This window comes from Scytonema hofmannii PCC 7110 (genome assembly GCF_000346485.2).
Taxonomy (GTDB): domain Bacteria; phylum Cyanobacteriota; class Cyanobacteriia; order Cyanobacteriales; family Nostocaceae; genus Scytonema; species Scytonema hofmannii.
In genome coordinates this window covers 4,656,595-4,680,399 of the sequence record NZ_KQ976354.1, presented here as the reverse complement: position 1 = coordinate 4,680,399, position 23,805 = coordinate 4,656,595, and the positions used below count along the sequence as shown (strand labels likewise).

Annotated in this window: 33 protein-coding genes, 1 pseudogene and 1 riboswitch; of the genes and pseudogenes, 15 read left to right on the top strand and 19 right to left on the bottom strand. The window is 41.6% G+C overall.

Annotation, left to right across the window (positions count from 1 at the left end; genetic code table 11):
* Positions 1-2: 2 nt before the first annotated feature.
* From WA1_RS19430 to WA1_RS19420, 3 genes are read right to left on the bottom strand one after another with little or no spacing between them, the layout of a single operon-like run.
* Positions 3-1,556: a hybrid sensor histidine kinase/response regulator gene (locus WA1_RS19430; protein WP_017741895.1), complete on the bottom strand. Its 1,554-nt coding sequence runs from the start codon at positions 1,554-1,556 to the stop codon at positions 3-5.
* Positions 1,557-1,566: 10 nt separating this feature from the next.
* Positions 1,567-2,013: a response regulator gene (locus WA1_RS19425; RefSeq protein WP_017741896.1), complete on the bottom strand. Its 447-nt coding sequence runs from the start codon at positions 2,011-2,013 to the stop codon at positions 1,567-1,569.
* Positions 2,014-2,035: 22 nt separating this feature from the next.
* The gene (locus tag WA1_RS19420; protein WP_017741897.1) at positions 2,036-3,463 is read right to left on the bottom strand and encodes a sensor histidine kinase; all 1,428 of its coding nucleotides are present in this window, start codon (positions 3,461-3,463) and stop codon (positions 2,036-2,038) included.
* Positions 3,464-3,590: 127 nt separating this feature from the next.
* Between WA1_RS19420 and WA1_RS19415 the strand changes: the two genes are divergently transcribed.
* Positions 3,591-4,865, top strand: coding sequence for a molybdopterin molybdotransferase MoeA (locus WA1_RS19415; RefSeq protein ID WP_017741898.1), 1,275 nt, complete (start codon positions 3,591-3,593; stop codon positions 4,863-4,865).
* A 14-nt stretch (positions 4,866-4,879) separates the two neighbouring features.
* Here WA1_RS19415 and WA1_RS19410 read toward each other — a convergent pair whose 3' ends face one another.
* Genes WA1_RS19410 through WA1_RS19400 form a run of 3 tightly spaced genes read right to left on the bottom strand, consistent with a single transcriptional unit; the run spans position 4,880 to position 5,848 of the window.
* Positions 4,880-5,137: a hypothetical protein gene (locus WA1_RS19410; RefSeq protein ID WP_017741899.1), complete on the bottom strand. Its 258-nt coding sequence runs from the start codon at positions 5,135-5,137 to the stop codon at positions 4,880-4,882.
* Positions 5,138-5,181: 44 nt separating this feature from the next.
* A complete protein-coding gene (locus tag WA1_RS19405; RefSeq protein WP_272819179.1) occupies positions 5,182-5,373 on the bottom strand; it encodes a hypothetical protein in 192 nt (63 codons plus the stop codon).
* A complete protein-coding gene (locus WA1_RS19400) occupies positions 5,360-5,848 on the bottom strand; it encodes a PIN domain-containing protein (RefSeq protein WP_017741901.1) in 489 nt (162 codons plus the stop codon). The genes WA1_RS19405 and WA1_RS19400 overlap by 14 nt, the downstream gene beginning before the upstream one ends.
* Before the next feature lie 330 nt (positions 5,849-6,178).
* A riboswitch (Glutamine riboswitch) is annotated at positions 6,179-6,270 on the top strand.
* Positions 6,271-6,321: 51 nt separating this feature from the next.
* Here WA1_RS19400 and pirA point away from each other — a divergent pair.
* Positions 6,322-6,720 carry an arginine synthesis PII-interacting regulator PirA gene (gene pirA, locus WA1_RS19395; protein WP_017741902.1) on the top strand — a complete coding sequence of 133 codons (399 nt, stop codon included), beginning with the start codon at positions 6,322-6,324 and terminating at the stop codon, positions 6,718-6,720.
* 83 nt (positions 6,721-6,803) lie between these two features.
* Here the strand turns inward: pirA and WA1_RS19390 are convergent, their stop codons facing one another.
* Together WA1_RS19390 and WA1_RS19385 are read right to left on the bottom strand one after the other, a co-directional pair.
* Entirely contained in the window at positions 6,804-7,451 is a 648-nt protein-coding gene (locus WA1_RS19390) for an HAD-IA family hydrolase (RefSeq protein WP_026134492.1), read from the bottom strand.
* Between the two features lie 44 nt (positions 7,452-7,495).
* A complete protein-coding gene (locus WA1_RS19385; RefSeq protein ID WP_017741904.1) occupies positions 7,496-8,695 on the bottom strand; it encodes an NAD(P)/FAD-dependent oxidoreductase in 1,200 nt (399 codons plus the stop codon).
* A gap of 485 nt (positions 8,696-9,180) precedes the next feature.
* Between WA1_RS19385 and WA1_RS19380 the strand changes: the two genes are divergently transcribed.
* Positions 9,181-9,495 carry a hypothetical protein gene (locus WA1_RS19380; RefSeq protein WP_017741905.1) on the top strand — a complete coding sequence of 105 codons (315 nt, stop codon included), beginning with the start codon at positions 9,181-9,183 and terminating at the stop codon, positions 9,493-9,495.
* Between the two features lie 39 nt (positions 9,496-9,534).
* On the opposite strand, the gene WA1_RS52940 is transcribed toward WA1_RS19380, so the two are convergent.
* Both WA1_RS52940 and WA1_RS19370 read right to left on the bottom strand, forming a co-directional pair.
* Positions 9,535-10,323, bottom strand: a complete 789-nt coding sequence (locus WA1_RS52940; protein ID WP_081402907.1) for a pentapeptide repeat-containing protein — start codon at positions 10,321-10,323, stop codon at positions 9,535-9,537.
* Positions 10,324-10,499: 176 nt separating this feature from the next.
* Positions 10,500-10,961, bottom strand: coding sequence for a cupin domain-containing protein (locus tag WA1_RS19370; protein WP_017741907.1), 462 nt, complete (start codon positions 10,959-10,961; stop codon positions 10,500-10,502).
* 691 nt (positions 10,962-11,652) lie between these two features.
* Between WA1_RS19370 and WA1_RS61740 the strand changes: the two genes are divergently transcribed.
* From WA1_RS61740 to WA1_RS59965, 3 genes are read left to right on the top strand one after another with little or no spacing between them, the layout of a single operon-like run.
* Complete coding sequence (locus tag WA1_RS61740; protein ID WP_081403133.1) at positions 11,653-11,778, top strand: excalibur calcium-binding domain-containing protein; 126 nt, start codon at positions 11,653-11,655, stop codon at positions 11,776-11,778.
* 37 nt (positions 11,779-11,815) lie between these two features.
* Positions 11,816-12,559 carry a hypothetical protein gene (locus WA1_RS19365; RefSeq protein ID WP_017741908.1) on the top strand — a complete coding sequence of 248 codons (744 nt, stop codon included), beginning with the start codon at positions 11,816-11,818 and terminating at the stop codon, positions 12,557-12,559.
* A 39-nt stretch (positions 12,560-12,598) separates the two neighbouring features.
* Positions 12,599-12,721, top strand: a complete 123-nt coding sequence (locus WA1_RS59965) for a hypothetical protein (protein WP_272819178.1) — start codon at positions 12,599-12,601, stop codon at positions 12,719-12,721.
* Between the two features lie 27 nt (positions 12,722-12,748).
* On the opposite strand, the gene WA1_RS52930 is transcribed toward WA1_RS59965, so the two are convergent.
* On the bottom strand, positions 12,749-13,645 hold the full coding sequence (locus WA1_RS52930) for a GIY-YIG nuclease family protein (protein ID WP_017741909.1): 897 nt from the start codon (positions 13,643-13,645) through the stop codon (positions 12,749-12,751).
* Positions 13,646-13,682: 37 nt separating this feature from the next.
* Here WA1_RS52930 and WA1_RS19355 point away from each other — a divergent pair, with 37 nt between their 5' ends.
* Complete coding sequence (locus WA1_RS19355; protein WP_148662723.1) at positions 13,683-13,874, top strand: hypothetical protein; 192 nt, start codon at positions 13,683-13,685, stop codon at positions 13,872-13,874.
* A 43-nt stretch (positions 13,875-13,917) separates the two neighbouring features.
* Here the strand turns inward: WA1_RS19355 and WA1_RS57085 are convergent, their stop codons facing one another.
* The 4 genes from WA1_RS57085 to WA1_RS19335 form a co-directional block, all read right to left on the bottom strand.
* Positions 13,918-14,109 carry a hypothetical protein gene (locus WA1_RS57085; protein ID WP_017741911.1) on the bottom strand — a complete coding sequence of 64 codons (192 nt, stop codon included), beginning with the start codon at positions 14,107-14,109 and terminating at the stop codon, positions 13,918-13,920.
* A gap of 499 nt (positions 14,110-14,608) precedes the next feature.
* A complete protein-coding gene (locus tag WA1_RS19345; RefSeq protein WP_017741912.1) occupies positions 14,609-14,836 on the bottom strand; it encodes a hypothetical protein in 228 nt (75 codons plus the stop codon).
* Positions 14,833-15,288, bottom strand: coding sequence for a DUF1772 domain-containing protein (locus WA1_RS19340; RefSeq protein ID WP_017741913.1), 456 nt, complete (start codon positions 15,286-15,288; stop codon positions 14,833-14,835). Before WA1_RS19340 ends, WA1_RS19345 begins: the two co-directional genes overlap by 4 nt.
* Before the next feature lie 403 nt (positions 15,289-15,691).
* Positions 15,692-16,171 carry a GNAT family N-acetyltransferase gene (locus WA1_RS19335; RefSeq protein WP_017741914.1) on the bottom strand — a complete coding sequence of 160 codons (480 nt, stop codon included), beginning with the start codon at positions 16,169-16,171 and terminating at the stop codon, positions 15,692-15,694.
* A gap of 357 nt (positions 16,172-16,528) precedes the next feature.
* On the opposite strand from WA1_RS19335, the gene WA1_RS57080 reads away from it, so the two are divergent.
* The 4 genes from WA1_RS57080 to WA1_RS19320 all read left to right on the top strand — a co-directional run bounded on the left by WA1_RS57080 (position 16,529) and on the right by WA1_RS19320 (position 18,306).
* On the top strand, positions 16,529-16,666 hold the full coding sequence (locus WA1_RS57080; RefSeq protein WP_158516662.1) for a hypothetical protein: 138 nt from the start codon (positions 16,529-16,531) through the stop codon (positions 16,664-16,666).
* Between the two features lie 62 nt (positions 16,667-16,728).
* Positions 16,729-17,199: a GFA family protein gene (locus WA1_RS19330; protein ID WP_066613393.1), complete on the top strand. Its 471-nt coding sequence runs from the start codon at positions 16,729-16,731 to the stop codon at positions 17,197-17,199.
* A gap of 83 nt (positions 17,200-17,282) precedes the next feature.
* On the top strand, positions 17,283-17,669 hold the full coding sequence (locus WA1_RS19325) for a hypothetical protein (protein ID WP_017741917.1): 387 nt from the start codon (positions 17,283-17,285) through the stop codon (positions 17,667-17,669).
* A gap of 121 nt (positions 17,670-17,790) precedes the next feature.
* Entirely contained in the window at positions 17,791-18,306 is a 516-nt protein-coding gene (locus WA1_RS19320; protein WP_017741918.1) for a hypothetical protein, read from the top strand.
* 290 nt (positions 18,307-18,596) lie between these two features.
* Here WA1_RS19320 and WA1_RS61735 read toward each other — a convergent pair whose 3' ends face one another.
* Positions 18,597-18,776 (bottom strand): GMC oxidoreductase, encoded by a 180-nt coding sequence (locus WA1_RS61735; RefSeq protein ID WP_081402906.1) that lies wholly within the window; start codon positions 18,774-18,776, stop codon positions 18,597-18,599.
* Positions 18,775-19,113, bottom strand: a pseudogene (locus WA1_RS19315) (FAD-dependent monooxygenase); the annotation flags it as partial. The pseudogene WA1_RS19315 and the gene WA1_RS61735, both read right to left, overlap by 2 nt.
* A 389-nt stretch (positions 19,114-19,502) precedes the next feature.
* Here WA1_RS19315 and WA1_RS19310 point away from each other — a divergent pair.
* Positions 19,503-19,826, top strand: coding sequence for a hypothetical protein (locus WA1_RS19310; RefSeq protein WP_017741920.1), 324 nt, complete (start codon positions 19,503-19,505; stop codon positions 19,824-19,826).
* 860 nt (positions 19,827-20,686) lie between these two features.
* On the top strand, positions 20,687-21,478 hold the full coding sequence (locus WA1_RS19305) for a GUN4 domain-containing protein (protein WP_017741922.1): 792 nt from the start codon (positions 20,687-20,689) through the stop codon (positions 21,476-21,478).
* Positions 21,479-21,818: 340 nt separating this feature from the next.
* Here the strand turns inward: WA1_RS19305 and WA1_RS57075 are convergent, their stop codons facing one another.
* Positions 21,819-22,019, bottom strand: coding sequence for a hypothetical protein (locus tag WA1_RS57075; RefSeq protein ID WP_158516661.1), 201 nt, complete (start codon positions 22,017-22,019; stop codon positions 21,819-21,821).
* Between the two features lie 54 nt (positions 22,020-22,073).
* On the opposite strand from WA1_RS57075, the gene WA1_RS19300 reads away from it, so the two are divergent.
* Complete coding sequence (locus WA1_RS19300; RefSeq protein ID WP_017741923.1) at positions 22,074-23,051, top strand: aldo/keto reductase; 978 nt, start codon at positions 22,074-22,076, stop codon at positions 23,049-23,051.
* Between the two features lie 155 nt (positions 23,052-23,206).
* Positions 23,207-23,533, top strand: coding sequence for a YnfA family protein (locus tag WA1_RS19295; protein ID WP_026134494.1), 327 nt, complete (start codon positions 23,207-23,209; stop codon positions 23,531-23,533).
* 120 nt (positions 23,534-23,653) lie between these two features.
* Here the strand turns inward: WA1_RS19295 and WA1_RS59960 are convergent, their stop codons facing one another.
* Positions 23,654-23,779, bottom strand: coding sequence for a hypothetical protein (locus WA1_RS59960; protein WP_272819177.1), 126 nt, complete (start codon positions 23,777-23,779; stop codon positions 23,654-23,656).
* Positions 23,780-23,805 lie beyond the last annotated feature (26 nt).

The window sequence follows — 23,805 nt, the reverse complement described above, 5'->3', positions numbered from 1 at the left end:
TTTCAAGCCGACTTTTGCGAGTCCCAAGGATCGTCGGTCAATTCCAAAGACTGGGTGTTATTGGAATTCAACGGTAACGTGACTGTAAACGCTGTTCCAACTCCTACTTCGCTTTCTAGCTGAATCTGACCTTGATGTAAATCCACACATTTTTTCACAATCGAAAGCCCCAATCCTGTCCCTTGAATTCGACCCACATTACTGGCGCGATGGAAAGTTTCAAATAATCGTTGTTGGTCTTTTAATGGAATCCCAATTCCTGAATCTTGGATTCGGAAATGAGCAATATTACCTTGGTAAGTTAATTTAAATTGAATAGTACCGCCTTTAGGAGAATATTTAATGGCGTTGGACAGTAAGTTCGTAAGGATATGACGCAATAGACTTTCGTCCATTTCTACTGAAGGCTGTTCTCCTTGGACGCTAAAGTTAATTTGGTAATTTTCTCCAGCACTCTGTTGTAAAGTTTGTACAAGTTCGTTACAGAAATTTTCTAAATCTAGCGCAGCCGGTTCATAGTCTAATTTTCCAGCATCACTTCTGCCTAGTAACAAAACTTCATCTAAGAGTTGCAACATTTGGCGAAGAGCAGTTTGAATTTGTCCAAAGTACTTCCCTTTTTGCTGATCGCTTAATTCCTTGTTATAGGTTTCTAGAATTTCTACTGCAGTCCGAATAACAGTCATGGGATTACGAAATTCGTGGGAAACCATCGACACAAATTTAGATTTCAGGTCGTTGAGTTCCCGTTCTACTTCCCACGCGTTCCTAATTTCTGCTTCAGCGCGTTTGCGATCGCTAATATCCCGACCTTCAACAATCAACAATACCACTTTCCCCGTGTTGTCTTTCAATGGTTTGAGGGAGAAGTCTATCCATACTTCCGTATCTTCTTTTCCGCAAACTAGCTGTTCTTGACGGATAAATTCTCCATCAGCTGCTTTCGCGACCGAAGCTTTTAACCACGCGCTTGCAGCACAGCAACTCCATCGCGGTAGTTGCCAAAAAGGCTTACCCACACAGTCTTCTAATTTAGCACCACATATATCGAGGGTCGTTTTGTTAATTTCTAAGACAATACCTTCAGGAGACAGCAACGCCATTAATTGGAATGTTTGTTCAAAAATACCTCGAAAGCGCCGCTCGCTTTCCTCCATTTTTTTCAGAACTTGCCCCCGCTCAATAGCGTAGCGGATAGCACGCCCTAAGAGTTGGGGGGTAATTTGTCCCTTAACAAGATAATCCTGTGCTCTTTTTGCTACTGCTTGTAAAGCAATTTCTTCATCATCAAACCCTGTCAATACCACAATTGGGATATTTGGTGCGGCGGCATGAAATTCAGCAACAGTATTCAAACCATCAGAATCAGGTAGCGAGAGGTCTAACAAAGCTATGTCAAAACCTTTGTCGCTACAAGCATCGATCGCATCACCCAATCGCTCAAAGTGGCTCACTTGCCATCTTTCACCGCCCAAACACGATAGGGTTTGCTGCAACAGTTTGGCATCGCTGAGGCTATCCTCGACTAAAAGTATGTTAATTGAAGTATCGTTCATAACAATAAGCTTATTTAGGTGGTAACTTAACTGCTACTAGCCAAAAGTCATTGATCAAATGCACGATTTTAAGGAACTGGTGAATATCAACAGGTTTAGTGATGTAGCAGTTGGCATTTAAGTCATAAGACTTAAGTACATCTTGTTCATCTCCACTCGTTGTGAGAATCACAACAGGGATTCGTTTGAGATCTGGATCGGCTTTGATTTCTGCAAGGACTTCCCGACCATCTAATCCCGGAAGATTAAGGTCGAGTAAAATCAGATCTGGACGTATAGCTGTGATATACTCACCTTGGTGTCGTAAATACTCAATTGCTGCCTCCCCGTCTTCTACCCAATGTAAATTATTGGCGATACTGGTTTTACCCAAGCTTTTGATAGTGAGATTGGCATCACTGTATGAGTCCTCAACGAGCAAAATCTCAACGGGTCGCAAGTTCTGGCTGTCACTCATAATTACTTGTTATTTATAAGTATTATCTGTCTGTCTTTTCAAATATGGGTTGATTTGATGAGGGAATTGTAAAGTAAAACTTTGTGCCAACTCCCATCTCAGATTCTACCCAAATCTTTCCTCCGTGATGCTCTACTATTTTTTGACAAATAGCTAACCCAATGCCAGTACCGGGAAACTTTTTTTGGCTGTGGAGCCGTTTAAAAATTTCAAAAATTCGCTCCAAATACCTTTGTTTTATCCCAATTCCATTATCACTTACACAAAATAACCATTCGTTACTTTTTGTGAATTCTGCTGTTATCTGAACTCGCGGTGTTTCTTGGCTCCGAAATTTAATTGCATTGTCAATTAGATTTTGAAATAATTGTAGGAAGAGAGTGCGATCGGCAGTCACGGTTGGTAAATTATTATAAATAACGAGTGCTTGACTTTCAGTAATAGAAGGTTGTAAGTCACTTACAACCTGCCGCAGTATAGCATTGCAGTCAGTGGGGATAAAGGATCTGGAAACTGAACCAACGCGGTAGTAAATCAGCAAATCGCGAACCAAATGCTGCATCTGCGTTGACCCGTCCACAATATAACCCATATATTCTCGAATAGACGAGTCGAGATGGTCTTGGTATTCTTGTGCTAAAAGTTGGGTGTAACCAGTAATTGCACGTAATGGTTCTTGTAGATCGTGTGCAGCGACAAAGGCAAATCTCTCTAGTTCCTGATTGGAACGTTTGAGATGCTCCATCGTTTGTTCTAATTTTTTTTCCGCCTGTTTTCGTTCGGCAATTTCTGCAGTCAGTGCTTTTGTCCGTTCTTGAACCCTAATTTCTAACTCTTCTTTCGCATTTTTTAGGTCTTGCTCTATGTGTTTTTGCTGTGTAATATTTTGTGTCATTGCCATTCCAGCCAACACTTCTCCCTTGTCGTTTTTTACAGGAAGGGTGTATAACTTATAAATGCGATCGCAGTAAGCAACTTCTGAAACACTTGTCTCACCCACTAGTGCAGCTTGGTAAAATGGTGCGATCCGAGAACAAGTTTCCGGAGAGAAGACTTCCCAAATAGTTCTACCTTCCAATAACTCTTTACTTAAACCAATTTCTAATAAATCTGCACCTTCAACCAGAGTAAAGCGTAAATCTCGGTCAAATAACAAAACAGCACCATTGGGAAAATTGCTGGCTAGGGTGCGATAAAGCTCCTCTAAAGAACGGTTTGATTCTTTGGTACGTTCTTGAGCTCGTACTTCTAATTCTAGAAGTTGGCGTTCCTGTAACACGGCTTGCCATCGATTAACTCGCCGCTTTACCAAAAAAAACATCCCCAATAGAAGACTGAAACCCAGCAAATATTCGATAATAACAACATTAGAGGATTGACTGACTCGGCTAAATAAATGTATTACCAAGGCAAACCCACCTGTAAGAATTCTTTTAGACGCTCCTTCCATCTTGAATCACCATGTATAATAAAAAACTTTTCAACCTCTGAATCTGTTGAGCTATTTACCTAGTGCCTCAACAAGTCATGTTTCCTCCTCATTTAAAATCAAACGGTACAGAGCCGGAGGTGATGCCATGCTTTCAGTCAGTGATGCAGAAGCTATTATTCTACAGTTGGTGCAACCCTTAGATAGCCTTATAGATACGGAAGTTATAGATTTATTCACAGCAAATGGTCGCATTCTGGCGTCTCCAGTCACTAGTCAACTGGATTTTCCTCATTGGGATAACTCAGCCATGGATGGCTACGCAGTGAGATCCGAAGATGTGCAGGACTGTAACGAGGAAAAGCCAGTTGTATTAGAGATTATCGAAGAAATTCCTGCCGGAGTTCAGCCCAAGTCTATCATTCAATCGGGAAAAGCCGCACGAATTTTGACCGGCGCAGTTATGCCTGTTGGGGCAAATACTGTGGTCATGCAGGAACGAACTCGCCGTGAGGGAAATCAAGTTTTTATTCTTGCAACCCCAAAACCGAAAGAATTTGTTAGGCAGCAAGCATCTTACTATAAAGCTGGATCACAATTACTACCTACAGGGATTGTCCTAAATGCTCAAGAAATAGCATTATTAGCGGCTTGTCAATGCACAAAATTAAATGTTTTCCGCCGTCCTCGTGTAGCTATTTTATCTACTGGTGATGAACTGGTGACACCCGAAACACCACTGCAATCGGGTCAAATTGTAGATTCAAATCAATATGCTATTGCAGCCTTAGTTCAACAGATGGGTGCGGAAGCAATTATGTTAGGCATTGTGAGAGATGAGCCAACTGCTCTTGAAGAAGCGATCGCCAATGCTCTTACTCAAGCCGATATCATTATCTCTTCTGGAGGTGTCTCAGTAGGAGATTATGACTATGTGGAACAAATACTAGAGTCTTTAGGCGGAAAAATACACGTTCGTTCTGTTGCCATGAAACCCGGTAAACCCCTCACTGTCGCCACCTTCCCCACTCCTCACTCCCCACTCCTCACTCCCCACTCCCTACTCCCTACTCCCCACTCCCTAATATACTTTGGCTTACCGGGAAATCCCGCAGCCGTCTTAGTTACATTTTGGCGATTTGTGCAACCAGCCATCAAAAAGCTTTCCGGGCTAGCTGAGGGTTGGGAACCAAAGTTTGTCAAGGCGCGTGCATCTCAAGAGTTACGTTCCGATGGTAAACGTGAAACTTACGTTTGGGGTCAAATGCGTTTGAGCAATGGAATTTATGACTTTTATCCAGCAAGTGGTGTTCAACATTCTGGAAATCTGATTAATTTAGCTCAAACAAATAGTTTAGCTATTTTGCCATTGGGGATCGCACGAGTTGCTATTGGTGAAGAGATTCAAGTTTTAATTCAGTGAGCAGTGACCAGTAACTAGTGACCAGTGACTATACTCTCGTTCCCATGCTCTGCATGGGGAGAGATCAAGTTGTTACGTTTTCGATACAAATGTGATTGTGAGTCACAACGTACACCTGTGACTGCATGATATTTAAGCTTGCGGATTTCGTGCAAAAATTCTGCGATGCCAAACGCGAGAGCAAAAATTTTGGGAGATGGGGTAAATAATGCGGTAAGAGCAATGCCTTTCAAAAAATAACCGAGTTCTAAAAGATTTATATGGTATTTCATCAGGAATTTATCTAAGAAAGCGAGCGCGTAATATTAACTTTAGGTTATTGCTCCTCAACTTTTTTTTGTTTAACATAGTTACGAAAATCATCTATAGTGAGTTGATCGAGCCATTGATAACGTTCTTTGGTATAATCACCATACCCCACGCCTAACTGCTGTAAAAACCTTAGCGTTCCTGCTACCCCTAAAGTATCAATTAGGGCTTTATATCCTTTCTGTCTAATTTCCGTCATTTTCATCATTTTCTTCCTCTGTTTGCAAAATATTCATTAACCAAATCGTAGGATTTTCGACTTTTATTCGGAAAATATTTTGAGATTGCTTTGCTTTCCTAAGAAGTCGATCGTCAGTCGTCAAAAATACATCGGCATCTCCCGCTTCTGCAAAAGCTAGATGTAACGCATCGTGATACTTGAAGCTCAACTTCATTAATTCTTCCGCTCTCAATTCAATATCTTCAGTTGATTGAATATAAATGTTTGCTACATTTAGAATTGAGTTGATCTGTTCAAGTTTAAATAAGTCTGAATGTTGACTAATCTCAAATTCAATAATATCGCTATTTATCAATATCCACTTGCCATCTTCGCAATTCTGAATAATCTTCGTTACTGCTTCAGCCTCCAGACGAATCCGAAATTGTTCTAAATCGTCTAGGGTTCGATTCAGACAACAAACATCGAGATAAATTTTGTAAATTTTACCCATGCTGTTTACTTAACTGAAATTCTTTCTGCTCACCCACTTCACTCGCTTTGCATCATCTGTGCAAATAATAACACCAGGATGACTGGGCTGCAAACGATGCAAGCATTTGAAGTCCCTGCAATTTAAGGTAAAAACGAGAAACAAGACAATATATTATTAAATTTTATAACTTTATTCTCATTCTTCTACCTTCTGATTGCGTCACTAGACCTTTGGAAAGAGGGATAGAGATAACTTTTATAGCTTAAGAAATATATAAAATATTTATATGAAATTTTGTCATGTTTTGGCCACTTATTGCTAAAACGGTTACAATGAATACAGAAATAAATCGTTCATCTTTATGAAGTGCTGGAGAATTGATTTTTCAGCGAAATTTCTTGTAAAGACGGAAGTAGGGAAATATCCCCAAGGAACGCGCCTCATTTTACCCAAAAACTCAAACAATTCATTTCGATTCAGAGGCGAGACAGATGAAACTCACATATCGTGGTACTCATTATGAACACAGTCCCCTAAATCCCGAAGTCATCGCAGGCGAAACTGGTGGGAAGTATCGGGGTAAGACTTGGACACAAAACTACCTAAGACACATTCCTCAAACTCAACCTGTAGCTGAGTTAAAGTATCGTGGTGTAGCTTATTCTATCGGCGATCCATTAGACGTAGAATTGATGATGCTGTCCAAGCAACGCAGTAAAGATGCCAGTGTGGTAGAGTCTGGCAGCGTCAAAAAGTGTGCAAATGAGATAGCCAAAGCCCATCTCACCAATATCCGTCGTAATTTAGAACATCGCCTGCAAGTTGCTAAAGAAAACGGAGATCAAAATCTCATTCGCTTGCTTGAAGATGAAGCAAAACAGATTGCATAAGAGTTAGTAGATAGTAGATAGTGGTTAGTGGTTAGTGGTTAGTGGTTAGTGGTTAGTAGCCAATAACCACTAACCACTAACAACTAACCCTTCCTATTTATCCAAATCCCCTTGATGCCAGCCCCTTTAGCCCCGTGGTAGTCTTCTGCAACGCTATCACCAATATGCCATGCGGCTTCAGGTGGGCAGTTATGTTTTTCTAAAGCAGTCGCAAAAATTTTAGGGTCTGGTTTAGCAGCACCCGCTTGGGTAGAAATGGTGATCGACCCAAAAAACTCTCGGAGTTCTAAATCCTGTAACACTGAATAAATCCGAGAGTCAAAATTAGACAGTATACCTAGTTCTATGCCCAGTCGTCGCCAGTTTACTAAAGCGGGTAGAACATCAGGATAAACAATCCACGGTTCTGCTGTTCCAAAGTGGATGTAAACTTCGCTAAAAAAAGTAGAGAAGTCTGTGAATTTTTCTAAAACACCTGCTTTTTGAAAGGTATTTCGAGCAATGTGATACCACCACTCAAACTCATATTGAGGGATATCTTGTGGTTCTGCATCTGGAAAGATAGGCGGTGGGGAAGTTTTAAAACTTTGAATAAATGCTTTATTCAAAATTTCAGAAGGCACTTCAACGCCAAACTCTTGTGCTATTTGACTGTAAACTTCGCCCACGCTACCTTTAACGCCGAAGAGCGTCCCAACAGCATCTAAAAAGATAACTTTCGGTCTTTCCATCATAAAACTATTAGCGATTAGCAATCAGCAACTAGCGCCGCTCGCTAATTGCTTTTTATTAATGTTTCTATAATAGGACGGGCGAGCCAATTAAAACCAACTTTAAATTTTTGGTCTAAGGTTGGCAGTCGGTAAAGATAGGCAAGACGTCGGGCAACATATGCTAGCGGACCGTTTAATTTCACTCCCAACCCAGTGAGTGTGGCATTATCTATCCCTAATGTCATCATCTCACCCAAGTATTGGTAGCGGAAAGGCAGCAAAGGACGATTGGTTAAAGTTGCCCAGATATTCCATGCAGCATAATCAGCTTGTTGGAAAGCGGCTTGGGCTGTTGCAGGGACTTGTTGACTGTCTGCATCACGGCAATCTGCTAAATCTCCTACAGCCAAAATTTCGGCATGGTCTTCAACTTGAAGAGTTGATGTCACACTAATTTGACCTCGTTGGTTTTGTTTGAGGGGTAAATTTCTTACCACGGGTGATACTCTCGTTCCCACCGTCCAAATCACTAAGTCTACAGGAATGGTGTCAATCTGATTTTTGTACTCTAAGGAGATGCTATCCTGTCCGATTGATTCTACCTTGGTTTCTAAATCGAGAAATATACCCCGTTCTTCTAAAGCTTTGGTTGCTGCTTCTCTGTTAAATTCTGGGGATGTTCTTAAAATTTGATCGCTCAGTTCAATCAGTCGAAATCTTCCTTTTTCCCCAAGCCTATCGGCTAGTTTGCAAGCTAGCTCTACACCACTGTATCCACCACCAACAATTGCTACTCTGATTTTGTCTGCTTCTGATTCTTCTAGCACTCTCAGACGTTCTTCTAAACGATAAACATCTGTAATACTACGGAATGGATAGGCGTAAGATGTTGCTCCCGGTACTAGATCTAGGGGTGTTTCGCCACCTAATGCCAATAACAATCGGTCATAAGATAATTCCGGTCCATCATGTAGGTGTACGCGTCGTTGGTCAATATCAATTCCCGACACAACACTTTGACAAAATCGCACACCTGTGCCTTGTAAAAGTTCTTCAAATGGTGGAGCAATTTCCCAAGTTTGCAATTCGCCAGTTAGTAGTTCGTAAAGAAAGGGAGAAAAGAGGAAGCGATCGCTTTGATCTACCAGAACAATTTCCGGCTTTTGTGAATTTTCCCAAGGCAACTCACTTAAGCGCAGTGCAGTATGGAGACCACCAAAGCCTCCTCCAAGGATACAGATTCTAGCAGGTTGTTGAGTCATTGATTTACCGGACGTGAATCCCCGCAGGGCTACTTCCTCCAGTGTACTGATTTCTCGCGTTCAGTTGCCATCAATCAAGAGTCTCAATTTTTGCCTTCGTGCAATCTGTAGTTTGGGTTTTAGAGGTATAGCGATCGCTTCGCTGCGATCTTGCTGCTACCGAGCCAGCGATCGTTCAAGTTACAAAAAATCAACAACTTACATAAAACATTTATGTATGACCTGATAGATAACAGAAGTTAACGGAGTACTAAGTTACTGTCACAGATGTAACAGGTGAGTGAAATTATGAGGTTAACAAGGAGTATAGAAATTCCTGTCGAGCGCAGTTGGACTGTATTTAAACTTAATAGAGAAATACTTAACAGGTAAGTTGAGATTAGGTATATAAACAGAGAGGCGAGACATTGGATGAGTAAATAGCTAACAGAAGTAAGTTTTGTCGCGAAGGATTGAAGAAAGCTCCTAATTGAGAGTGATATGTTATGAAGATAGCAACATTATTATTAGCTTGGGTTTTAATTCTTACACCTGCAACCACCCTAGCACAACAACAAGAGTCACAAATTTATAGATTAAATATTCCGAGTGAACAAAAGCCAGAACCCGATGTTCGATTCAAGCTACGCCTCAACCAGCAAGTGCGCCAGTGGAATGCAGACATTGAGTACAGGCTTGAAGAAGCAAGAGAAATCAAACAGTTTAGCGAACCGTACATAAACGAATTCCAGAGGAGAAACGAGCGGATACAACAACGACCAGAAGCAGGTATAGAAAATATACTGCCTGCTGTTAGGTAGTTAATGCTAAGTGCGATGGCGCTCTTCATCATTTTCGCTTCATGGCTGTTTCTTCTTCAATACAGGAGTTAGATGTTCCGCAATGCCATCCAACTGAATCACACTGCACCCAAGCTTGTAGGCAAATTCAACAGATTCCCCAGCACATAGCGCACTGTAAAATCCTGTGGCAAACTTGATGGCTGTGCGATCGCCTATCTCCTTCTTCATCCCAATAACATAAGGGATATGCTTGGAAATCGCAGTTGCTTGAACTTCTGAGTAACAGGCGTTGAGGATGACACATTCTACCGTGTTGGCAAATAACTCAAACAATCCAGCCAGGGCAACAGTCTCAACCAACTGTACAGCTACCGCTGCAGCAATACCCAAAGCTCCGGCGACGAGATTGGCAATTAAAGCTCCAGTAATAGCGACAACAACAGCGATCGCAACAGCACTCAAACCTGCGCTTAGACCTTGCCTAGTAGTCATGACAAAGAAAACTGCAATCAAAATTAGGCTGAGTGTGCCAGTGATTGAATTTTTCATGTTGCTGTCAAATATAACCGATACGAGATAAGCTGTGGAGCCTGAAACAACCCCTGATAGTCCCGATATCAACCATAAATTTGTGACTAAACCAATCGTCCAACACCGTTGTAGTCCAGCTTGAGCACCAGTGAAATTTGCACCTTTTAGCTTAGCGTCTGTAAAATCGCAACCTTGGATATCTGCACCACTAAAGTTTGCCCCTTCAAGATGTTGACCTTTGAAGGAGCACCCACGGAGATTTTGACATGAGTTATCCAGGGGCATAACGAGCACGCGAAATGTTTCCTTATACATCGTTATACAGTAATAGCCGTCAGTTTTCCGGTTTTAGAGGGGTCAGCAGAAATGATATAGTTTTGTATTAGCAGACAAGCGATCAAACTTTGCTTAAAGAGAAACGAGCAAGTAGATGTAAGAAACTGGGGATTGATTTTTCATCGAAATCGCGCTTGCCTGAAGTGAAAGAACAATTAATAAAGAGTGCCATCTTTATGAGTAAAAACCCAGGATTTACCATCAACATTGACTTGTGCTAATAAATCGTCATCTGGATAAGTGACTGCATCATTTGGAGTCCGGTCTCCTACCTCTAAATATATTGCCACCGTACTAGAACGATTGAGCAAATGATGTCCGTTGCCGTCACCTGCTCTAAACCCGGCAGCCATCCCTGGAGTTAGCCTTTGTTCGCCTGCATCTGTCACCAAAATGACTTCACCATCTAATACATAAATAAATTCATCTTGGTGAGAGTGCCAGTGCCGTAATGCAGAAGCGCTTCCCGGTTCTAGAGTCACTAAATTCACACCAAAATTTTTCAAGCCAGCAAAATTACCCAATCGCTGTCGTATCCGTCCGGCGACAACCTCTTGAAACTGTTGTGGGTAGCGCGAACCCGTTTCCTTTGGTACGTTTGTTGGGTCAATAATCATGTTGACTGAATATTGGGAAATCAATTTGTTAATTATCGCATGGATCGTTAGGTATACTCCTTTGACATCGAGCGTGACAAACAACTCTACGACGCACTTCATGCACGTTCAATTTAGTTTTTAGCAGAACAGACAAATTGTTGCAGGACACTTGGGTGTGCTGTGCGTGTAAAAGAGCAGCGAACACAATGCACGTACCTTGGATTATTTTTTCTTCAGTACAGGAGTCAATGTTTCGCGAAAGCAGCTATCCTTTCTACTGAAATTTTTCGTTACGAATCGCACTGTGTATTCTCAGAAGCGCTACTATCGCTATTCATAGCTTGTCGTTGAATTTTCCAAGTTTGTTTCTGCCAACAGTTCATAAGCGTGAGCGATCGTTAACTTTAATATCTTCTAGTTGACACATTTGCTGATTGAGAACAAAAAAGACAGTTTTGACCATTGATGTCCAGAAGAAGCGCACTTGATAAGTGAAGCGTAGCGGTTATTTTATCTCAATCTTAATTCTAATGTGTCTAATGTGAAGGTTTTTAAGTTAAGTATATTCCCCCAACCACAAAGTTAATCCTTAACAATAAAATGTGAAGACTTCATTCTGCGAGAAACACAACAATGAAAATTTTCTTGTCTTTTATCTTCATACTCTTCCTGTTTTTTGCATCTCCCGTGCTAGCTGTGACAACAACACATTACATTCCTGGCTCATGTAAAGAGTTGGCAAAACAAGGTTTACACTCTTTCCCAAAAGGAGAGCCACGCCTATACAGCAGCTCGCGATCGAGATCGTGATGGCATAGCTTGCGAAAAGAACTAAACGCAAACTCTACGGTATCTTAAAAAAAATTAAAGTTATGACTGAACCCGTACTGCTTTTTCTCGACATTAATGGTGTAATCGACGTTAAAGATAATACTAAAACAACAGAAGAAAAAATTTCAAATCAGGAGATAGGATATCCTGTCCCTGGAGCTAAAGAATTCTTGCAGTTAATAGATAACTGTAGCTGGATTCATCCCCTATGGATTTCTTCTTGGGGATGCCAATCATATGTATGGAATAAATGGTCTAATACGCGATATTGGGACAGTGCTTACCCATTAAATGAAGATGAAGAAAATAAAGCTTTGAGATTATTTCCCAATGCAAGTGATAAGTATTTAGCAGCACGCTGGCATAGCCGTGATTGGCAGCATCGTGTAGTGTGGATCGAAGATGGATTCTGGTTGATGAGTACGAGTCCAACTTTGGAATGGACTCAAAGCAATCCGAAAATTCAAATAATTGATACATTACCGACTCCAAAAGAGCATCTGCAAGGTTATGAACAAGGAATAGAACACTGGAATATTGAGCGAATTTGTGATGCTTTAGATATTGAGAAACGAGAAATATTATTGAATCAAATCAAGGTTTATCTTCCAGATTTAACAGAGACTTTGAGCCAAAATATAATCTCCGTTCCAGAAGAAAATCCAACAACGATCTTAAATCAAATTAACCCTCTCCCTGCGGATAAAAACACTAAAAATCTGAAGAAACCAACGTCGTTTATCTCGAATATTTGGAATCTGTTTAAGGAGAGCGATCGCACTTAAAAACAATCAATGGACAGTTAAAATTTTTTTAGAGACACCATGAGACTGCTCCTACAATTGAAAGAGCGCGATCGCGTTTGGTGTTGTTTGGGGGAGCGATCGCATTACACCAGTCATATTATTGCGTGCGTATTCTTGCTTAAAGGGGATCGCGCTCCCTAGAAACGGCTTCTGAAGTTTGTAAAAGTGTCAGAGCGATCGCTCTGACCTCTCTACCAAGCACTTAAGGAAATTTTTACGATAATTGATATAAGCAACAGATTTTAGGGGCTTTTTACCTTCAGAATCTAGGTACCCGCACGCCTCTTCTAAAGAGAATTCATCAAAAATCTTTAAGTTAGTTAATGCTTTTACCTGGATGCCAAGAAGTTCGGCAACCCCTATATAATGCAAGTTCGCATCGGGATTTTTTTCCAAATAGTTAAACAATTCCCAATCTACAATAAGAAATTCAAATTTATAAGAATTCCAATTATATGTTGCTATCCATGCTGGGCTGTATACTTGCTCATTCTTACCGCAAGAATTCCTGTTATAAGTCCAAGCTTTCTTGATTTCATTTGCATACCGCTTTCTCATTGAATTTTCTAAAATTTCATAGTCGTTAATATTTATCAAAATAATTATGCAATGTCTTCCCTCATTATCTTCATACTTACCAGCCACGATGGAACGGATGATAGGAAAAAGAGATGTTGGTTTGTTGAGAACTTTTAATAATCGCTTAATCTCGCGTTCTACTTGGGGCTGTTTCGGTAAATACTTTTTCACTTTACAACCGTTCAGTTCGGGCTGAAATAAGTCCACGTAATACCGTTCTTGTTCGTCCAAACAGTTAACAGGAACTTGTTTCCAATAAATTATGTGGCACAACTTGCGGTTTGACCGAATCAACTGGGGATACCTGTGATGGCTTCTGCCAGCCCATCTATTTTTTAGATTGGCAGCTTGACCTACATACCACACACAATGATGAGCATCCGCAATTACGTATATTCCAGAACTTGAAGGTAAAAGATGCCGTTCGTTAAATCTGACATTTGACCAATTTTTCCATTCCATAACTTCTATATAAGAGATTGACATAGGGGTAACTCTTTTAGAATGCCCACTGCCAACTTAAATGAAGTCACTTTTACAAGTACGCTCGTCCCTTGGTTCTACCGAAGCGGGTTTTTTTGTTTCGGTTGCACAACAATTGCCAAAGAAGGCGATCGCACTCCATCCCCCAGAACTGCCACAAAAGCATATTGTGTTTTTTATATTACAAATTACACCTCAGTTTCTCCCCGTGCGATACAGATGGGTGTCGTAATTGCTTGCTAATACTTTCATTTCTATGCACGAGTAGTCCCCGATTAATCCCTCCGGCGTTGAGCGATTGTAAAGTTATCCAGAGTGATCGTCAAAGATTCTATATCTTGGTTTGTTTCTGCTAACAGTTCATCAAGTGAGCGATCGTTAACTTTAATATCTTCTAGTTGGCACATTTGCTGATTGAGGACAAAAAAGACAGTTTTGAGCATTGAGGGCTTGCGAGAATTTTCCATGCAGGTCGAGATATTGGGACATTTGTAGGAGACTCCTACCATCTCTCGACAATTTAAACCCATTGGGCAGTACATAAAGTGGGAACTTCTACACTTATTAATTCATTCTAATTTAAAGCAATTGTACAATCCGAGCGCAAATACTCTACATTGTTGAGTGCAAGATCGCAATTACAAAGTTATCCATCACTTCAATGCGGCCTTCTGAACCGAGCGCTTACCACTCGCCACGATATTAACCTACCTTCCGCACCCGCGCATTGTCACACTACGAATTTTGAACGTTTGAGGATTTGGGGTTAGCGATCGCCATCGCCATTTTCCCATTTTTGTATAAAATACAGCCTTTATAGTTAGTAAAAATCCGAAAAAACCGATTATGACAGTAGGGGGTGCGGAAGGGGGGTTAATAACACACCAGCAAATTGGGTTACATATTGAACCACCAATACTTATGTAGTCCTTTCATTTTTGAATCCGCGTTTCCGCGTTCATCCGACTAGGTTAGCGTACTACCATCACCACAAACATAAACATTGCCACCAAATTTGTTTTGACCCTCTTCTATTATTTCCATCATCACTTTAATGATGGTTCTTTCACTGACAGAAATATCATCATGCTCTAGAAGCAATTTTTTAATATCTTTAGCACAAACACCATCAAAAAATCTTGGTCGCTCGTTCAGAATATTAATAATCAGATTTTTGAGTTGTTCTGCTTTCATTGCCCATTCCAATAAATTGAGATTCCGACTAATAGTATACCAAAAAGAGAGAAAACGGTTCTGGTTATATTACCTTTATTGAGTAAGTCACGAATTTCAATCATTGCTGCTCGATCATTTGTATCCATTTTGAGTAATTTTGTATATGCTGGTTCATTTATGAATCTTGATGAGACAAAAGAACCTAATATGTATAGCAATGCTCCAATAAGAAAGAACAAGTTTCTAAAGCCATAAATAATGTATGTTGAAAATATCAAAATTGGCACTAGCACAATCGTGCTAATAACAATCGATTTTCTTCCTCTTACAATAATTTCCGAATAAACGGAATAATACTGTTCTTCTGTTAATGCGTTAAATGTTTCAAGAAGAACTGTAGAAAGAAATAGTACGATTCCAGTAAAAAGAGAAGAAAGAATTAAAAACGAAATCTGAAAAAGCAATTCCATTGATGACTCCTTAAAGTATTTCTTGCGCGAAGCCTCAACCTAACGATGAAGGTGCTCTCAGTGAGCGCGGGCTGCATCTTCAAGGTAAGTCATATCGCGGAATTTGACTCGGCGATAAGCGAGCGATTGCGGAGTACAACCGGATCGCCAACTGTCAGCAAAAAGCGACAAAGCGATACGGCAGTATAGCCGTTAAGCGGAGCCGATCGCACCTCCTCATTAAATTCTGTAACGCTGCTCCATAGTTGTAGCTCATACTTAACTGCTTTACGCTGATTATTGATACTCTCTCAAGAGCATTTTTCACTTAGCGAGTATTTTTTCTTCAGGACAGGAGTTAAATGTTCTGCAATTCCGGTGAAAGTTGAATCACGATGCGCCCTTTGCTTGTAAGCAATGCCTTTTACAGCTTCTTGAAGTATCTGGCGACAGGAAACAACCCGAAGCCCACCCTTTCATAGGTGTGACGTGCCGGAGCATGGCCGGGATCTCCTCCGGTCTCGACCATAGCAACGGACATACCAGCATCTTTCATCCATGAGAGAGCAAATTCTATCAGAGCGCTGCCAATGCCTCGACGTTGATAGTCTGGATCGACAGCGACCATGTAGATTTCACCCATGCTGTCCTCTGAGTGTAATTTCACGGCTACGAAGCCCACAGTAGAACTGGCATCGATCGCAACCCATACATTTGTGTCTGGAGAAGCGCATACATCCTCCACAGCCTTCTGCTGGCTCACACGCCAATTGTCGGGATAGAATGCCCGGTACACATCAACGTTCATCGCTTTTTGAATCGAATCAAAGACTGGAGTCCATGCTCGAAGCGAAAGACGAATAACAGCATCTTGGTGGCAGGGATCGTATGGTTCAATTCGCATAGAGACATTATGTGCTGACGGCGTGTTACATAGATACTACCATCAAATTGTTTGGTTTTTAGGCATCTCGTTTTAATGCCTAAAAAACATTGCACTCCTCAATTTGTCAGCTAGTTAAATGATTCCATAACGCCGCTCGATATGGGCAAGATACTCCAACTCGATTGGCGTAAATACCACGGGTCTATCTAGTAGGAGCAGGATTTCAACCTCAAACGGATCTAAGTTGCATTTTCTTAATCTGACAATACGCGAATTCACCTCAACCAACTGGAACTTATCGGCTTTACTTGACAGACCACTAGCATCGCCAAAATCTTCACGATCGAGTGCGGCTTGTGCCGCAGGCTGATCGCCGTGGGGAGATATGCAGACTATGGTGGTGAAAAAGTAGAGATTACAGGGTGGAAGGATAATGGCAAACAAGTGTGGGTGGAATTACCAAGCGGCAAGCAAGTGTTGGTGAAACGAGGTACTCTTAAGCCGTGGGTATAAACTCCATAGCAATAACAGTGTTGTTACAATCTTTAAGCACCAAAAAGGAGGACACCTGTACCGTGATTTACACTGGGGGCTGTCAATGTGACAGTATTCGTTATGAAATTCGTGCCGAACCGTTAACGCTTTACCTTTGCCACTGCACTGAATGTCAGAAGCAATCATCAAGTGCTTTTGGTATGTCTTTGACTGTGCCAAGAGATGCTGTTGTTATTGTCCGAGGAAGCCCCAAAGCTTGGACTCGTGGAGCAGATAGCGGACGTGAGGTGAAGTGCTTATTTTGCAACAATTGTGGGACGCGATTATTCCACGAGCGGAGTTATAATCAACAAACTATCAATATCAAAGCCGGAACGTTAGATGATACAAGTTGGTTACATCCAGTAGGCAACTTATGGACTCGTAGCGCCCAACCTTGGGTAACAATTTCAGGCTCCATGCTTAATTATGAGGGGCAGCCAGAGGATGTGCATCCTTTGTGGGAAAAATGGCAACAACTGCATTCGGGAACAAAGAAAGTTGTTGAATAGGTTGAGTCAGTAGTCACGCGATAAGCGAGCGATTACGGCTATACTGCCGAATCGCTCATCTTCTACCAGAGAGGTTTTCCCAGATGAACCCAGAAAGAAAAGAAATCCTTAAACAGTTACGTCAAGCGTGTCAGGAATCGGCACAGAAATACGCTTATCAGTTGTTACCATTCGTTGCAGAATCGGTAATTAAAAGCAACTTAAACGCGGGTTATTATCATGCTAAAAAACTACAAGAGACGGGGAGTCGCAAATCGGCCAATCATTTGTACACCTGCTTTTTAGAAGCGTTAAAGCGCCCATTAATCTATCGGTGTGCCAGAGACGTTGGTATCTGGGTTGACCTGTGGGCGCTGGTTTCAATAGAACCCGGATATCGTCAGTACCTGCCTCAAGATTTAAAAACTGAGTTTCTTTGGTGGGTGATGAGTCAAGAGTTAGAAGATCCAGAAGTTGAGTGGGATAATTGACACTGCTCGCTTATCGCATAGGTACATTAGATGCGATCGCCTCATGAAAACATCGAGCATGAGTTACACCCGCGTCCCAAAAGCTGTATAATTACAGATAAGTGTGGCAGTCTATGTATAAATGATCTGCTTAAAGTCATTTGATGGATCTGATGAATTTGATGCTCTTGAACTCGAAGCCTTAGACGAAATCTTCAGTAAATATAAGTACGCTTTGACATATATCGGCGTGGATTTTTCTCAACAAGACGTTCAAGAAGCGCTTCTTAATTGTGTTGATGGTTTCGAGGATGCTCTACGTGCCACAATTGCATATTGGTATTGGCTAGAAGAAAACTCTAAACCTTTTTACCCTAACCCTTGCATCATTCAAGCAATACGCGAGCAATGGGATTCCCGTTACTGGAAAGATGAGTACTTGAACAATCCTAACTTTAAAAGCCCTTGCGAACTTTTTTGGGAGTCAGCAAAGAAAAATTGGGGAGCAGATGTGAGAAATGAAATAATTGCGGATGTCAATTCAGATGAAACCGGGTTTGAATACATATTATTCCGTAATGGGAAAACTATGTCCCTTTCTACTGCTCAAAGGTTGGGATCGGAGAAGTTGAAAGAATATGCACTTCAACCGTTTTAGTTTTCCAGTAGACGATGAGAATTTGACAAGAAATTTCTCGCATGAAAACATGAGGTGGCTACAAATATCTGATGGAACGAAGCACCCAAGGGAGGCTTAACGCCTGAAGGCGTATCGCTAGCTACAAAACTTCACTATTCCCCGTGCAACTTGCACAGCGGTTATGTTCCAACCAGTCTATTGAAATTTACTCAAGTTTTCTTCATACAGTACGAAGAAACTTTGCCTACGCACGGTATTGCTATACGTAGGCTACAACTTCAAGATGGAAAAATGTTTCGTTTTTCTACTTATACCTTTTTATACTTACTTATTTCATTGAGAAAACGATCCATACTGCGTTCGGCTAAAGCCGCAATGGTCAGTGAGGGGTTAACACAGGCTGTGGAGCCAGGAATCAGGGAACCATCAACAACAAACAAGTTACGGTATCCGTAGACTTGCCCATATGTGTCGCAGACAGTATTCATTAAGGACACCAGTGTAGATATCGATAGGAACTTGGTTAAATATGACTGTCGTCGGACTCAGCCAAGCAGAACGACCATCTGGTTGTTGGTACGTACTAAAAGTATTACCTGCGTCCGTAATAGTCCACCGTCGCCCGCGTTCTAATACGAGAGTTTCAATTCCTGCCTCACCCAAGCGTAATGATGCAACGGCTCCACCAAAACCGCTACCAATGACGAGCGCTTCAACGTATTCATCAGACTTACTTGCGGATGCCCTCAGGCTAGCCACACCAACGCTTGCAGCAGCTGCTACCGTACCCTGAAGAAATTGACGACGCCTCAGCACTCCGGTCATACTCACTTCTCCTACGTATTTTTTTCAATCAAAGCAGTGTCGGTCAACTTGGAATTTATAGTGTTTTTAGATTACCAAGTCTTGTAGCAATCAGTATATATCCGTGCAAAATTCCCACCAAATAGCAAGGTATAATTTACAACTAAAACCTTGCTTTTGTCCCTAGTCTTTAGTTCAGTTTTTTATCTAACAGAAAGTTGAGTTGTTTGTGGCGCAGAAGCTGTTTAACAGTGGGTCGAAGCTGTTAAGTTTTATTAAGAAATGAATAATCCATGAATTTAACCCTGAAATCTCAATAGCGCTGTATCAATCTTTTAAATTTATCCAGTAAAACGGCATCGTTATTCACTTTGCAACCAAGATATCTTTCAGGAGGCGAGATAGAATGATTGCTAACAAACGAAGATGGGTGGTCATGGGCATTACCGCCGGATTCTGACGCTTGTTTGACCGTTGTTGACGCTGTCACTACTACGGCCAGTGCGGATAGCGTCACGTCCAATGTGGGTAGCACCACAGCAACAACGACTGGAAACGATCGCGTGTGTCGCACAACTGCTACTGTTCTTGAGCCAATTCCAAGTACGAATGTGAAATTTCAACAAGGCTCTACTGGTCCAGTTATAGTGACATTTATTGCAGAGTGGCCTAAGCCTAGGAACGACGAGATACCAGCAGGTAGCCAAGCGGCTGGCGATCGCTCCTTGCACTAGTTACTACCGTTCTGTGACTGACGAAATAAATATTCGAGTATTTGGTTAATGTTCGCTTGCATCTGTTGCATCTGGGTTTCTATCCCCTGTGTGCGTTGGCTCGCTCTTGCCATTAACCCAGCCAACTGCTGTACATTATTGATAATCCGGTCATTGGCTAGATCGAGAGACTCTCAAAGCTCGTGCGATCGATCACCGTATTCCCTCTGACGTTCGTTGTCAGCTCAGTGACCACGGAAGTCAGTTGTCCCTTGTTGTCTTTCAATGCGGTCAATGCGATCTGAAGTTTCCATAGTTTAAGCAGGGATTGTATGCAGGCTCTAGTTTATCAAAGCAGGGTTATTAATTGTGAAGCAATGCCGATCTCTCACTGAACGACAATCCAAGTTCCCACTTGAATAATTGGAATTTCGCTTTTTTTACGTGTTGCCATCTTTAATTATTGTTATTTGCAGATAACTTTAATTTAATACTAATCTCAAAACTAGCCATGGAAATTTTAACACTTTTCATTACTATATCTCCTAATCTGGTGACCGATCCTTCCGCGCAAGAGCATAGATTGTTTTCGACTTGAACCAATTAGGGAGAGCGATAAACCCTTGGCTTAACGGCTCAAGCCGTATCGCACGGTTTTTATAGTTCAAATGAACTGCTTGTGGTTTAGTCTATCAAAGGCAGGTTCTTAACCGTGGGGAAATGCCAGTTTCTCATCAGACTACAACACGCTCAACAGCTTTTCTTCTGCGTTGCAAATTTCTTGCTCTTGAGTACACAATAATAATTGTCATTCACTGAATGTACTGCTATACACTCCATGGCTTCACCTCAATTTAGCGTCCGAATCCCACCAGAACTGGATGAACGGCTTAATGCTTATGCACTCGCAAGCTGGCACAACGAAAACTAAGGTCATGATTGATGCTTTGGCACATTACCTGGGCTGCGCTGATGATGTGCCATTAATACGCCGGGTAATTCAAATGGAGGAAAGAGCGAAAAATAAGGCTAAAGCTGATTTGAAAAAACTACAAGAACATTATCAGCTTAAAGATGAGGATATAGCTCTTCTATTTAAGGAAGCCGAACAACTTGAAGATGTAAAACTTCGACCACAACCCGCACCCCCGCATGACCTGTCGAGCGATCGCAACATAGACTACACCAAACTCCAAGATTTCCTGAAAGCAGGACAGTGGAAAGAAGCAGATGACGAAACTCTCGCTGTTATGCTTAAAGTGACTGATAGAGAAAAAGAAGGCTGGCTAGATGTCGAAGATATCGAAAATTTTCCTTGCACTGACTTACGCACTATTGACCAACTTTGGGTAAAATATAGCAATGGACACTTTGGCTTTAGCGTTCAAAAACAAATCTACCTTGAAGTCAGAGGGTTACCCGACGGCAAATACTATGAAGAAGCATGGAAAAAATTTGGCGATCGCGTGGGGTGGAGAGTGAAAGAAAGCTGGATTAATATTGATGAACAGGTTACATTTAATACTACTGCTCCCCATGGGCATCTCCCTGTCCTAACAGGTTATTATTATATGTTCCAATTGGGTGTAGAGTCCGATGATTGTTTAGATTTTTTTGATGATATTATCTATTTTTCATTTTTCTTCTCTCGCGTGGAGAATTGTAAATTGTAATATATAAAGCTTTCTGATTTTTATTAATATTTGTAACAGCACCTCTGACCAGGATAAAATCAGCATTTCACTGTAGGGTCATAGCACTTTGCGCGAATGGCGATCGCTCTTCATACTGCATCTTTGCATTCCCCCAGTCCTACACTTCAAGCTTCCCCAAACACATTTTCCCTGTGCCACTGTAGTGCTGACAAACGCGGATAATACTGGGGCTGCACTGGGAGAATGATACGATAGCAAAGCTAACGGCTGAAGCCGTATCGCCCTCATAATTCCTCATCGGTAAGCGCGTTGGAAGATTCTTCAAGGGAGATTATCACCTTCACAAAGCAAAGTATAATCATCTGCAAGCAAGATTTTCGATTACAACGCTTACTACCGTATCGCATAAGACTTCATAAAGGTATCCGTTCAGGGGGGGCGATCGCTCTTCGGCACGTCTTCGTGCATCGTTCCTCATTCCCCCAAGTACAATGCAAGTCACTGATATCACATCCGAACGATAAAAATCTCTCGTCCGAATCAAGTAACGACGGTGCATCCTTCGTCTAAATTAAAGAAGTAAAGAACGAGTAAAGTAAATATTGTATGGACTATGGACAAACGTAAACTCGGACGTTCTGAACTAGAAGTATCACCTGTATGTTTTGGCGGTAACGTCTTTGGATGGACGATTGATGAAGCCACTTCATTTGAAATTCTAGACGCCTTTGTTGCGGCAGGGGGTAACTTCATTGATACCGCCGATGTCTATTCTAGGTGGGTTGAGGGTAATGAAGGCGGAGAATCCGAGACGATCTTAGGGAAATGGATGAAGCAGCGCCGTAATCGTGACAAGGTGATAATCGCAACCAAGGTTGGTAATGATATGGGCGCTCGCGGTAAAGGGCTTTCTCGTTCGCACATCCTGCAAGCTATTGATGACTCGCTACACAGGTTGCAAACTGATTACATCGATTTATACCAATCACATATCGACGATGAAAGTATTCCACTTGAGGAAACCCTTGAAACCTATGCAGAGTTACTCAGTAAAGGGAAAGTGCGTGCGATCGGTGCCTCGAATTATAGCGCAGATCGTCTTGTCAAAGCATTGCAAATTAGCAAACAGCATGGCTATCCTCGCTATGAGAGCCTTCAGCCCCTCTACAACCTGTATGAGCGAGCCGACTATGAAAAAGACCTCGAAGGGCTTTGTATCGAACAGGAAATTGGCGTTATTAGCTATTTCTCGCTCGCCAGTGGTTTCCTTTCCGGGAAATATCGTTCGGAAAAAGATTTATCCAAGAGTTCCCGTGGAGGTTATGTAAAGAAATATTTAAACGCTCGTGGCTTCCGAATTTTAGAGGCAATCGATGAGTTAGCAAAAACTTATAATACGACTCCCACCCAAATCTCACTCGCATGGCTCATCCAGCGTCAGAGCATCACGGCTCCCATCGTCAGTGCGACAAATCTCGAGCAACTAGGGGAAATTATCAAAGCGGTCGATCTTAAACTTGACTCAGCCTCGATCCAGCTTTTGGATCGAGCCAGCGCTTATGACAGTGATGCGATACGGCTAAAGCCGTAATCGCTCGCTTATCGCTCACCCTTAGCTATATGTTAAGAAGGTGCTCCTTACAAAACTTGACATAACGTTGGTATACGATGTCCTACATTGTGCCTATTGTTACAACAAAAAGCGGGGTAATAGTTGTAGGGAGCTATTTTAAATCTTTGCTAAAAATGCAAACACTTGTTTTCTTCTTCATTGCTGCTCTAGGAGAAATCTCTGGTTGCTACAGCTTCTGGGCATGGTTGAGACTTGGTCATAGTATCTTGTGGATTATTCCAGGAGTCTTAGCTCTAATCGTCTTTGCTTTTGTTCTCACTCGAGTAGACGCTTCAAATGCTGGAAGAGTATACGCTGCTTACGGTGGGATCTACATTCTCTCATCTGGAGTTTGGTTGTGGTTGGCTGAAGGGGTGAAACCAGATAAGTGGGACTTACTTGGCATTACAATCTCCCTGCTTGGAACGGCTGTTATTTTGTTCAGTTCACATCACCGCTAAAAGACTAAGCGTACAGAGACTATATCTGAAATGAGCAAAGTGTAATTCGGTATTGCTGTGGTAGAAACAAGACTGCTGAGAATTATTCCGAAGCAAAGTGCTTATTATTACAAAGCTAGTTCAAAAATGGCGATCACCTGTCACTGGGTTGGTGATGACTTCGAGAGTCACCATTGCATCTGTGTGCTTATTATGACAAAAAATTGGGACAAAGATTGCGATCGCCTGCATCCGTATTGTCATCATAAGAATACAATTGAGAACCACCCAAA

Coding starts and splice junctions, on each gene's coding strand:
- WA1_RS19430 (WP_017741895.1), bottom strand. CDS start 1,556: ATGAACGATACTTCAATTAACATACTTTTAGTCGAGGATAGCCTCAGC.
- WA1_RS19425 (WP_017741896.1), bottom strand. CDS start 2,013: ATGAGTGACAGCCAGAACTTGCGACCCGTTGAGATTTTGCTCGTTGAG.
- WA1_RS19420 (WP_017741897.1), bottom strand. CDS start 3,463: ATGGAAGGAGCGTCTAAAAGAATTCTTACAGGTGGGTTTGCCTTGGTA.
- WA1_RS19415 (WP_017741898.1), top strand. CDS start 3,591: ATGCTTTCAGTCAGTGATGCAGAAGCTATTATTCTACAGTTGGTGCAA.
- WA1_RS19410 (WP_017741899.1), bottom strand. CDS start 5,137: ATGAAATACCATATAAATCTTTTAGAACTCGGTTATTTTTTGAAAGGC.
- WA1_RS19405 (WP_272819179.1), bottom strand. CDS start 5,373: ATGACGGAAATTAGACAGAAAGGATATAAAGCCCTAATTGATACTTTA.
- WA1_RS19400 (WP_017741901.1), bottom strand. CDS start 5,848: ATGGGTAAAATTTACAAAATTTATCTCGATGTTTGTTGTCTGAATCGA.
- pirA (WP_017741902.1), top strand. CDS start 6,322: ATGAAACTCACATATCGTGGTACTCATTATGAACACAGTCCCCTAAAT.
- WA1_RS19390 (WP_026134492.1), bottom strand. CDS start 7,451: ATGGAAAGACCGAAAGTTATCTTTTTAGATGCTGTTGGGACGCTCTTC.
- WA1_RS19385 (WP_017741904.1), bottom strand. CDS start 8,695: ATGACTCAACAACCTGCTAGAATCTGTATCCTTGGAGGAGGCTTTGGT.
- WA1_RS19380 (WP_017741905.1), top strand. CDS start 9,181: ATGAAGATAGCAACATTATTATTAGCTTGGGTTTTAATTCTTACACCT.
- WA1_RS52940 (WP_081402907.1), bottom strand. CDS start 10,323: ATGTATAAGGAAACATTTCGCGTGCTCGTTATGCCCCTGGATAACTCA.
- WA1_RS19370 (WP_017741907.1), bottom strand. CDS start 10,961: ATGATTATTGACCCAACAAACGTACCAAAGGAAACGGGTTCGCGCTAC.
- WA1_RS19365 (WP_017741908.1), top strand. CDS start 11,816: ATGACTGAACCCGTACTGCTTTTTCTCGACATTAATGGTGTAATCGAC.
- WA1_RS59965 (WP_272819178.1), top strand. CDS start 12,599: ATGAGACTGCTCCTACAATTGAAAGAGCGCGATCGCGTTTGGTGTTGT.
- WA1_RS52930 (WP_017741909.1), bottom strand. CDS start 13,645: ATGTCAATCTCTTATATAGAAGTTATGGAATGGAAAAATTGGTCAAAT.
- WA1_RS19355 (WP_148662723.1), top strand. CDS start 13,683: ATGAAGTCACTTTTACAAGTACGCTCGTCCCTTGGTTCTACCGAAGCG.
- WA1_RS57085 (WP_017741911.1), bottom strand. CDS start 14,109: ATGGAAAATTCTCGCAAGCCCTCAATGCTCAAAACTGTCTTTTTTGTC.
- WA1_RS19345 (WP_017741912.1), bottom strand. CDS start 14,836: ATGAAAGCAGAACAACTCAAAAATCTGATTATTAATATTCTGAACGAG.
- WA1_RS19340 (WP_017741913.1), bottom strand. CDS start 15,288: ATGGAATTGCTTTTTCAGATTTCGTTTTTAATTCTTTCTTCTCTTTTT.
- WA1_RS19335 (WP_017741914.1), bottom strand. CDS start 16,171: ATGCGAATTGAACCATACGATCCCTGCCACCAAGATGCTGTTATTCGT.
- WA1_RS19325 (WP_017741917.1), top strand. CDS start 17,283: ATGAACCCAGAAAGAAAAGAAATCCTTAAACAGTTACGTCAAGCGTGT.
- WA1_RS19320 (WP_017741918.1), top strand. CDS start 17,791: ATGATCTGCTTAAAGTCATTTGATGGATCTGATGAATTTGATGCTCTT.
- WA1_RS61735 (WP_081402906.1), bottom strand. CDS start 18,776: ATGAATACTGTCTGCGACACATATGGGCAAGTCTACGGATACCGTAAC.
- WA1_RS19305 (WP_017741922.1), top strand. CDS start 20,687: ATGAACGGCTTAATGCTTATGCACTCGCAAGCTGGCACAACGAAAACT.
- WA1_RS57075 (WP_158516661.1), bottom strand. CDS start 22,019: ATGCACCGTCGTTACTTGATTCGGACGAGAGATTTTTATCGTTCGGAT.
- WA1_RS19300 (WP_017741923.1), top strand. CDS start 22,074: ATGGACAAACGTAAACTCGGACGTTCTGAACTAGAAGTATCACCTGTA.
- WA1_RS19295 (WP_026134494.1), top strand. CDS start 23,207: ATGCAAACACTTGTTTTCTTCTTCATTGCTGCTCTAGGAGAAATCTCT.
- WA1_RS59960 (WP_272819177.1), bottom strand. CDS start 23,779: ATGATGACAATACGGATGCAGGCGATCGCAATCTTTGTCCCAATTTTT.